Source organism: bacterium, from assembly GCA_022616075.1.
Classification (GTDB): domain Bacteria; phylum Acidobacteriota; class HRBIN11; order JAKEFK01; family JAKEFK01; genus JAKEFK01.
In genome coordinates this window covers 1-8,657 of sequence record JAKEFK010000289.1, presented here as the reverse complement: position 1 = coordinate 8,657, position 8,657 = coordinate 1, and the positions used below count along the sequence as shown (strand labels likewise).

Here is an 8,657-nt window from a genome sequence, read left to right as displayed (position 1 = left end):
TCTAGCAGGCGGGACGCCCGCTTTACTTTGTTTATGACTTTTTTTGATTTGTTTCAATTCGCATGGAGCGCTCTAAAAGGTCATCGTTTACGCACCGTGCTTTGCACTATAGGTGTTGGCATCGGTGTAGCATCCGTTATTCTGTTAACCGCACTGGGCGAAGGAGGACGTCTTTACGTTACCGGTGAGCTGGCTACGCTGGGAAGCAGTTTGATCGTGGTCCTTCCGGGAAAGATCGAAACCGAAGGAATGGTGCCATTTGTTGGTGGGGTGCCCCATGATTTAACCTTGCAGGATGCGGAAGCAATCCTGCGAAGAGTTCCCTTCGTCAGCAAACTGGCCCCACTCACTCTGGGGCAAAGTCTTGTATCGCATGGAGCGCTCACCAGAAACGTTCCGGTGATCGGAACGACTCAGGAATTTCTGCAGATCCGCCGTTTGAGCATGGCCCGCGGAAGTTTTTTGCCACAGGGAGAACTGGATCGCGGCGCACCTGTTTGTGTCATTGGAACAAGAGTCGAACAGGAGTTGTTCCGTGGCAAAAATCCACTGGGAAAAACTGTTCGCATCGGAGATTGGCGTTTTCGAGTGATCGGCGTACTCTCTCCAAAAGGCCAGAGTATGGGATTTGATATCGATGATATTGTGATGATTCCCGTTGCCACGGCGATGAAAGTTTACGATCAAACGACCGTCTTTCGGCTCTTTGTGGAAAGCACTTCATACGCGGATCTCGAACACACGAAAGAGAAAATTATGGAAGTGATCAAAGAGCGGCACGAAAATGAAGAAGATATCACGCTGCTCACTCAAGATTCCGTTCTTGCTTCGTTCAATGAAATTTTCACTGCGCTGACATTGGCTCTTGCAGGAATTGCAGCCATTTCCCTTTCTGTTGCCGGTGTCGGAATCATGAATGTGATGCTTGTCTCGGTATCCGAGCGCACATCCGAAATCGGATTATTGAAAGCGATCGGTGTGAAGCCCTCCCAGGTGGTTTCTGTTTTTCTGGCCGAAGCCTCGCTTTTATCGCTACTGGGTGGTTTGATTGGATTGACTGCTGCCCTTGTGCTGGTGGATTTGATCGGCAAAATTTTCCCTTCTTTTCCGGTTGAGGTTCCTCCGTGGGCCGTCCTATCTGCTGTGGCTGTTGCGGTTCTGGTAGGCGTTCTATTCGGAGTATGGCCGGCACGACAGGCTGCCAGATTGGATCCGATTCAGGCTTTGACCCGGAGATAATATGGAACTGCAGGACGTTCTGAAATTAACACTGGGTACGATTCGCGCGCACCGGTTGCGAACGGCCCTAACGATGCTGGGTATTGCGATCGGCACTGCGTCCGTGATCCTTCTCACTTCTATCGGTGAAGGACTCCGTTATTTTATTCTCCACTCATTCACCCAGTTCGGCACAAATCTCATCATGATCACACCGGGGAAAATCGAGACATTCGGGATGCAAGGCGCGGTTACAACCACCAGGAAGTTGACAATTGAAGATGCACTTCAATTACTGAGAGTGCCCGGTGTAGAGAAAGTGGTCCCGATTTCGTACGGCAGCGCAAGAGTCGAAACCACCAGGCGATCGCGATCCGTTTTTGTTGTCGGAGTCAATGCGGATGCTCCGGAAGTCTGGCGCGTGAAGGTGCGCCAGGGTTCTTTCATTCCGCCCATCGATCCCAGACGTGGCGCGCCGTTGGCCGTGCTCGGATCGAAATTAAAACGGGAATTGTTTCACAATGAAAACGCGCTTGGAAAGTACGTTCACATCGGTGGCTCGCGATTTCTTGTGATCGGTATCATGGAAACGAAGGGACAACTCCTGGGATTGGATCTGGATGACCGCGCATACATTCCGATCGCTTCCGCCTTGCAAATATTCAACAAGGAAGGTCTGCAGGAAATTCATGTCCTTTTTGGTGACGCGCACAAAGTGAATTCCGTTGCCCAGGGAATTCGCGACCTTTTAAAAACAAGACACGATGATGAAGAGGACTTCACTGTCATCACGCAAACCGAAATGCTGGATACGCTGGATAATATTCTCAACGCGATGACGATGGGAGTCGGCGGTGTTGCCGCAATTTCTCTTCTTGTGGGAGCCGTAGGAATTCTCACAATGATGTGGATTTCAGTGAATGAACGGATCAGTGAAATCGGGTTGGAGAAAGCGATCGGCGCGGAAGCCGGACAGGTGTTGACTCTCTTTCTCACAGAAGCAGCGCTCCTCTCCACTGCCGGAGGGGTTGCCGGTGTGATTGCAGGAATTGGCATCGCGCAACTCCTCGGCGCCGTGATCCCGGCATTGCCAGTGCGCATTCCTACGATGTATGTGATTGTGGCAATCCTTGTCAGTGTAATCGTGGGATTGATCAGCGGAGTCGCACCGGCTCGCCGCGCCGCAAAACTGGATCCGCTCGAAGCTCTCCGCACCGAATAGGATAGAACGGAGCGCAGGCTTCCAGGCCTGCATTATGGGCCGCGGACTTCCAGTCCGCAGACTGGCAATATAATATACGTTAGAGACGATGTATAGACTTCTAGACCTCCTCTACACTTTGTTGATCGGGCTCATTGCAGGCTGGCTGGGCAGTCTGTTGATGCGTGGTGGTAGAAAGAGCGTTCTGATCTACATGATCATTGGTGTGATCGGCGCTTTCATTGGATCCTTCCTGTTTGGTCTGGTGGGCCTGGCTGCCTACGGCCTACTGGGCAGAATCATCATGGCAACTCTCGGTGCTGTAATCTTGATCTTTCTTCTGCGCCGGCTACGCGGAATTTGAACTAGATATTTTCATTTAGCGGCAATCAAATTACGAACTCTTACAGCAATCAATTGCTCTTCGCGAACAAAGGGCGAATCATCTTGCAAAGTTGACACAAAACGATCTGTTTTTTCATTTCGTCGAAACAGAACATCAACCGTCGATTTCCGGAGATTTGACGGCGTTTGACCGATCCATTCTTCTCTGACCTTTTTGTAAGTGAAAATAAATAGGTTTGCGTCATTGAGAACAAAAGCTCCGACAACATTTTCATACAGCGCAGCCGCGACGAAAGTCGGAGCGGCGATTTGCGAAGCGCTGTATGCGACATCCACCTTCAAAGGCTTTTGAATTTTCTCGGCAAATTCAGCGTCAAAAATTCGCGCCACCGTTCGGATTCGAGGATTCAAACCACGACCGACAAGCACGACCGTAAGATTGGTCGAATCATCAGAAGTTGCCGCAATGATGGCGCGGGCCGTTCGAATCCCTGCCTTTTCCAGTGTTTCAGGTGTTCGACCGTCTCCGACTATTACGGGCGCAAAGCTGCGAACCGTTTCCACAAGGGCTCTAGGATTCGTTTCCAACGCGACCAGTTCAATTCCAAGCCGCTGCAACTCTTCTGCAATCCTGTAACCGATGTTTCCCAGTCCCACAAGCACCACATGATCCTTTTCCGGAGTCAACGTTTTGCCGAACAACTGCTGAAACTTCGAAGTTACGATGAAATCTGTAATCCAGGAATACATTGCTGCAATCGTTGCAGAACCCAGCAACATAAGAAGACAGACGTATAGTTTCAGCGGGCCGGAAGCTGGCGTGATATCTCCGTAGCCAACGGTTGTTATTGTTGTGGTTATGAAATAAATGGCGTCTATAACGCTCAATCCCATTCCGAAATAGAAGATCACAGCTGACACAGCCATCACGCTTAAGAGAAAAAGAGCCACTTTGCCGAAAGGCAACGTGGATTCCTTCCATGTCCTGATCACATTGCTCCAAACTGTTTTTCGTGGAAGATGATGAGAGGGAAAATTCTTCCGTTCCATCGCCGTAAGCTGACCATCCTCTTCAATTACAAATGGCTGTCCATCCACTGCAAAAGAGCCACAAACAATTTTCTTCATGACCGCGGAAGCAAAGACAGGCGCAGCCAATGAAGAGCGGCCGATTGCTTTCCGGAGCTGTAGAGTCTCTTCCAGGCGATCCCCAAGCGTTTCATCGAAAATGCGAAGCACCACGGGAAGATCAGGACACAACGTCTTCGCATCTAACCCGATCTCAATATTGATTAAGTCCTGTCCTGTTACCGAGGTAAGCGATACAGCTTCCCTGATTCCTGCATCGATCAAAACCTGAGAGTTTCTTGCATCCTTTAAATGGACCCTGACTCCCAAAGATTGCAGTTCTGAAACCCATTCTTCTCTGGTTTCCTTTGTAATGACTTCGACTTTTTCACCCAGCCGAAGCAACAAATGGCAAATACGATATCCCACCTGACCGAGTCCGCAGACCAGATGAGTTTTCATCGAAACAGACGCATCAAACGGGAAGCCAAAGTGCTCTTCGAGACCATCATTCGGCGCCTTTTCTTTTCGAAACTGCTTGCCGCTATTTCCAGATCTTCTTGAGGAATTACTAACAGCGCGGCGATTTCAGAATGACTCAGGCCTACATCATAAGCTTCGCGTGTTCGGTCCTTCAAAAATCTGGCACGGAATTCCGGATCCACATAAAGTCGAGCGAGAAATGCTTCGAAAGCCGGACTCATGCTGCTCCTTTTTGCTTGCGGGAATCTCCATCTCTAAGCGCCTCGCGCGCAAGAGTTAACTCCCGCAGCAAAACATCAAAGTGTGGAAAATTTCCATCTCTTTCCAGAATGACAGTTAAAGGCTCGCCGGCCCGTTCTGCTAAGTGGGAAAGCATTCCGTAAACAGGATCAGGCACTTCGTGACAATGATCGTCCAGCAAACGCGGCGAGCCCGGACGCCCGATCCACTTACCGCCAGCAATATGGATGCTGCCTATTCTATCTACTGGAATCCTTCTAATAAGATCGTAGGGATCCCATTTAAAATTCAGAGCATTTGCATGCAGATTGTGCAGATCTAATAGAAGCTTGCAACAGGATTGCTGCAGGAAGCTTAGTATCCATTCTACTTCATCAAACGAGCTGCCTGGAGGTTCGAGAAGCGTCGCCACGTTTTCCATTTGCGGAGACTCGCCCGTGATTTGCTTGGCCATTTCCAGGTTTTCGAGAGTGCCTTCCAGAGTCGCGATGGTTCGGGGAGGAGTTGCAAGGTGGCCGATCTCAATTCCACCGCCGCGCACAAAGGCGAGATGCTCCGACCAGAATAAAGGCTGGACGGCGTCCCTCAAATCTGCCAGTTTTTCCAGTCTCTTTCTGTCGGCCGGCACCGTTGAGGCAAGTCCAAGCGAAACTCCATGAAGCACAAGGGGAACCTGTGCTCCCAATGTGCGCAACGAACGCAAAACGTCACGCGACGCGTCAAGATAATTCTCGGCGACAATTTCCACAACATCGATGGAATCCTGATGGCTCAAAATGGAAGCTGCTAAAGCTGGACGCCAACCAATCCCCACGCGATGATGCATCAATCCCCTCCGCATCCTCCGCATCCACCACCACAGCCGCCTCCACAGGAGGATCCGCAAGAAGAGCCACAGGACGACCCACAAGAAGATGTGAATACTGAAGAGGAGGAGGAAGTTGCTTTCGCGAATAGCTTTTTCAAGCCTGGAATCGCCGGCTCGGGAACAGACGCAACTCCAAATACAGCGGCCAACAAAGCAAGTTCATTTGTCTCTCCGCTTCGCATCATATACCCTTGTGCGGCCCGCTGTTTCAATCCCGAAAGAAGCGTTTTGAGATCTTTTAGAAATAGTTTCCCTCGCTGGGTGGTTCGTGGGTTCGTTACTTTCAGAGTAATAAGGACTGCAACAATAGCAAGAATGATGAGAAAAATAATATTGGAACGGCCTTCGAGAACGGCTTTCATGATTTTCGCGCCGGCAAGGATGCCAAGGAAAGATGCCGTCACAAAGAATATGGATATCCGTTTTGATTTCAGTTGTTCATCAGGCAGAAGTTCTTTTTGCTGGAGCTCAGACTGATACGACGACGCCAGGGCGTGCAGTCCTGAATCATCAAATAAACTCGCGGTCTCCCGTTCGTTCAGGCATTTCTCCAGGATCCTTCTCTCGACATCGTGCCTTACAATGTCAACTGCGGCCGGTTTAGTGGTCTGCAAATTGGTTCCTTTGATCTGGAGAAAACCACGGTCCATCAGCGAAATCGTGGCAACGCGGATCAGCTCGTTTTCGCCGCCACGGAGGTATGCAATCAAATAAGGATCCATCAATCCGCGTGGCGGCTCTCCTTTCTCCATGGACACTCGTTTCCCGTGAGCGATAACTAGCGCAACAATTACAACAACAGAATAGAAAAGCAGAAATATAGGACCAGGAAGTTCGAATGGGTTCATTTTCAGGATGATAATTTCGCTGCTCTTTCTAAAAGCAAGTCGACCACGCGCAGTATGTGAAACACCGTGTCCGCTGCCTCTCCGGGAGGAAGCAATCGATTTTCTCTTGCTTCCGTCAACCGGGCCTGAAGCGTATCCGCATGGTCCGGAACCAGTTCCTTCGCCAATCTCTGGAAAGCCTCGCGAGGACTCAGTCGCGGCGAGCCTTCCAACTCTAGTAGAGTCCCTGCAGCGCTTCTCAAAGGTCCCGCCATGTCGGCAATCACCATTGCAAGCTGCTCTTCGCGCAAGCTTCGAAGCATATAAAGGTTTCGCATTCGAAGTTTTAAATTCATCAATACCTGTTTCAATCGGATAATGGATAGCGAGCGAGGAATTTTGCGACCCGTAAATGGATCCGACCCGTGCAAGACGCGACGCCGGTTTAGTATGTCGGAAAATTTTACGGGGAACGCTTCAATTGCCGCATTGATTTCCGATTCCAGCAAAAACATTACGGACAATCGATGCGTAACGTAAGCAGATCGCAACGGCTCCCTAAGCGGATCAACCTGCGCGCGATTAAAGTTGGAAAGAACGAAGATCAGATTCAGGTCAGAAGTCGGACGCAAACGGTTTTCGGCCGCGCTTCCATAAAGAACAACAGACTGAAGATTGGACCCCAGTGTCTCCAACGATTTGCTGATAACTTCTGACAGCGTTCGGGAAACGCCTTCCGGAAGTCCTGAGAGGTCGAGACTGACGGTCATTTGTAATGATGGGATTATACACCCAACCTTTTCGTGACAGACCTCGTCTAAGTTTGAGGAGGGCGGGCCTCCGAGCCCGCCAGGCGGCCAGGAACGGCCGCCCTCCGAAATAATTTCATGGAGGACTTTTCCCTATGAGACTTGAGCTTTCCTTTGCTTTCATTTTATGTTTCACCGCATTTGCATTTGCGGCTGAGGTTCACCAGGAATTCCAGGTAGATCCGGGTAAAAAGCTGAATCTGGATTTAAAGACGGGTGGAAAAATCCGGATAGAAGGATGGGACAAAGCGGTTGTTTCTGTAAATGGTTTCGTAAAAGGAAGAGACCGCGACAATACAGAAGTGCAGATCGAACAAACGCCAGGCGGAATCGATGTGCGAACACGTTTTCGCGGCGGATACGATCATTATGATGCCAGTGGCGAATTCGATATCCGTGTTCCTTATCGCTTTGATGTGGAAATAGAAAGCATGGGTGGTGGAGTGACGATTCACAACGTAGAAGGTGAATTCGAAGGAAGCACGATGGGAGGCGCACTGAATCTTTCCGGCTTAAAGGGAAGAATCTCTTTGAGCACAATGGGAGGAGGCATCAGCCTTACGCAATCCCATCTGGATGGTGAAGTAAGCACCATGGGTGGTCAGGTTTTGATTGAAGCAGTGACAGGAAATGTGAAAGGTTCCTCCATGGGTGGAAAAGTCATTCACAAGAGAGCAGGAGCTGATGGTAAACCATCCGGTGAAGTGAACATTTCAACGATGGGTGGAGAATTAAATGTGGATGAAGCGCCTTCAGGCGCGAAACTGAATACCATGGGCGGTGATATTCATGTTGGTTCGGCCAAAGATCACGTGTCGGCAAAAACAATGGGAGGCGATGTCAGAATCGATTCGATTGACGGATGGGTGCGCGCCGAAACCATGGGAGGAAACGTAAAAGTGACGATGACCGGTGATCCTTCCAAAGGAAACCGCGATGTGGAGTTACTTTCTATGAGTGGTGATATTGAGCTAACTGTCCCCTCAAATCTTCCAATGATTCTAGATCTCGAGCTTGCGTATACGAAAAACAGATCAGGCAGATATTCCATTAAGAGCGATTTTCCATTGAAGACCGAAGAGACGGAAGAGTGGGATTATGAAGATGGATCCCCGCGAAAATATATTTATGGATCGGGCAAAGTCGGAGCAGGCACTCACCGCGTTCGAATTCGCACGATCAACGGAGATATTATTTTGCGTAAATCATAAAGCTTTTCACCCCAATAGGCGTCGCGGGCAGAGATGCCCGCGCTGCTCCACTAAGGCCAAGTTGACAACGCTTTACGTGTCAGTCTAAAGTGAAATTTCGCACCTGCGAAAATCGGCCTGAAAATAACCCCATCAGCTGAAGAAGGAGGATCCAATGATTCCGGCTTCTTTTGAATATTTTCGTCCCACAACACTTCAAGAAGCGATCGCTTTACTCCAAAAGCATGGAGAAGATGCAAAAATTCTTTCGGGAGGTCAGAGCTTAATACCGATGATGAAGTTGCGTCTAGCCTCACCACCTGTGATTGTCGACATTAACCGGATTCAGGATTTGAGTTACGTGAAGGAATCGGATGGTTACCTGAAAAATCGGCGCTTTAACTCGTG

The 8,657-nt window shown here is 49.6% G+C and carries 10 protein-coding genes; 5 read left to right on the top strand and 5 right to left on the bottom strand.

The features are described 5' to 3' along the window. From L0156_23460 to L0156_23450, 3 genes are all read left to right on the top strand, one after another. The coding region (locus L0156_23460; GenBank protein ID MCI0605956.1) for an ABC transporter permease at positions 1-1,239 on the top strand (1,239 nt) is incomplete at its 5' end. A 1-nt stretch (position 1,240) separates the two neighbouring features. Next, the gene (locus tag L0156_23455) at positions 1,241-2,440 is read left to right on the top strand and encodes an ABC transporter permease (protein MCI0605955.1); all 1,200 of its coding nucleotides are present in this window, start codon (positions 1,241-1,243) and stop codon (positions 2,438-2,440) included. Between the two features lie 88 nt (positions 2,441-2,528). Next, positions 2,529-2,783, top strand: a complete 255-nt coding sequence (locus L0156_23450) for a GlsB/YeaQ/YmgE family stress response membrane protein (GenBank protein ID MCI0605954.1) — start codon at positions 2,529-2,531, stop codon at positions 2,781-2,783. 11 nt (positions 2,784-2,794) lie between these two features. On the opposite strand, the gene L0156_23445 is transcribed toward L0156_23450, so the two are convergent. From L0156_23445 to L0156_23425, 5 genes are read right to left on the bottom strand one after another with little or no spacing between them, the layout of a single operon-like run. Then, positions 2,795-4,294, bottom strand: a complete 1,500-nt coding sequence (locus L0156_23445) for an NAD-binding protein (GenBank protein ID MCI0605953.1) — start codon at positions 4,292-4,294, stop codon at positions 2,795-2,797. Next, positions 4,291-4,536 (bottom strand): nitrile hydratase subunit alpha, encoded by a 246-nt coding sequence (locus L0156_23440; GenBank protein ID MCI0605952.1) that lies wholly within the window; start codon positions 4,534-4,536, stop codon positions 4,291-4,293. Before L0156_23440 ends, L0156_23445 begins: the two co-directional genes overlap by 4 nt. Beyond that, the gene (locus tag L0156_23435; protein ID MCI0605951.1) at positions 4,533-5,381 is read right to left on the bottom strand and encodes a DUF692 domain-containing protein; all 849 of its coding nucleotides are present in this window, start codon (positions 5,379-5,381) and stop codon (positions 4,533-4,535) included. The genes L0156_23440 and L0156_23435 overlap by 4 nt, the downstream gene beginning before the upstream one ends. Then, a complete protein-coding gene (locus L0156_23430; protein ID MCI0605950.1) occupies positions 5,381-6,271 on the bottom strand; it encodes a TIGR04222 domain-containing membrane protein in 891 nt (296 codons plus the stop codon). Before L0156_23430 ends, L0156_23435 begins: the two co-directional genes overlap by 1 nt. Positions 6,272-6,273: 2 nt before the next feature. After that, positions 6,274-7,020 carry a hypothetical protein gene (locus L0156_23425; protein ID MCI0605949.1) on the bottom strand — a complete coding sequence of 249 codons (747 nt, stop codon included), beginning with the start codon at positions 7,018-7,020 and terminating at the stop codon, positions 6,274-6,276. Positions 7,021-7,154: 134 nt separating this feature from the next. Between L0156_23425 and L0156_23420 the strand changes: the two genes are divergently transcribed. Beyond that, on the top strand, positions 7,155-8,270 hold the full coding sequence (locus L0156_23420) for a DUF4097 domain-containing protein (GenBank protein ID MCI0605948.1): 1,116 nt from the start codon (positions 7,155-7,157) through the stop codon (positions 8,268-8,270). A gap of 154 nt (positions 8,271-8,424) precedes the next feature. After that, the coding region (locus L0156_23415) for an FAD binding domain-containing protein (protein ID MCI0605947.1) at positions 8,425-8,657 on the top strand (233 nt) is incomplete at its 3' end.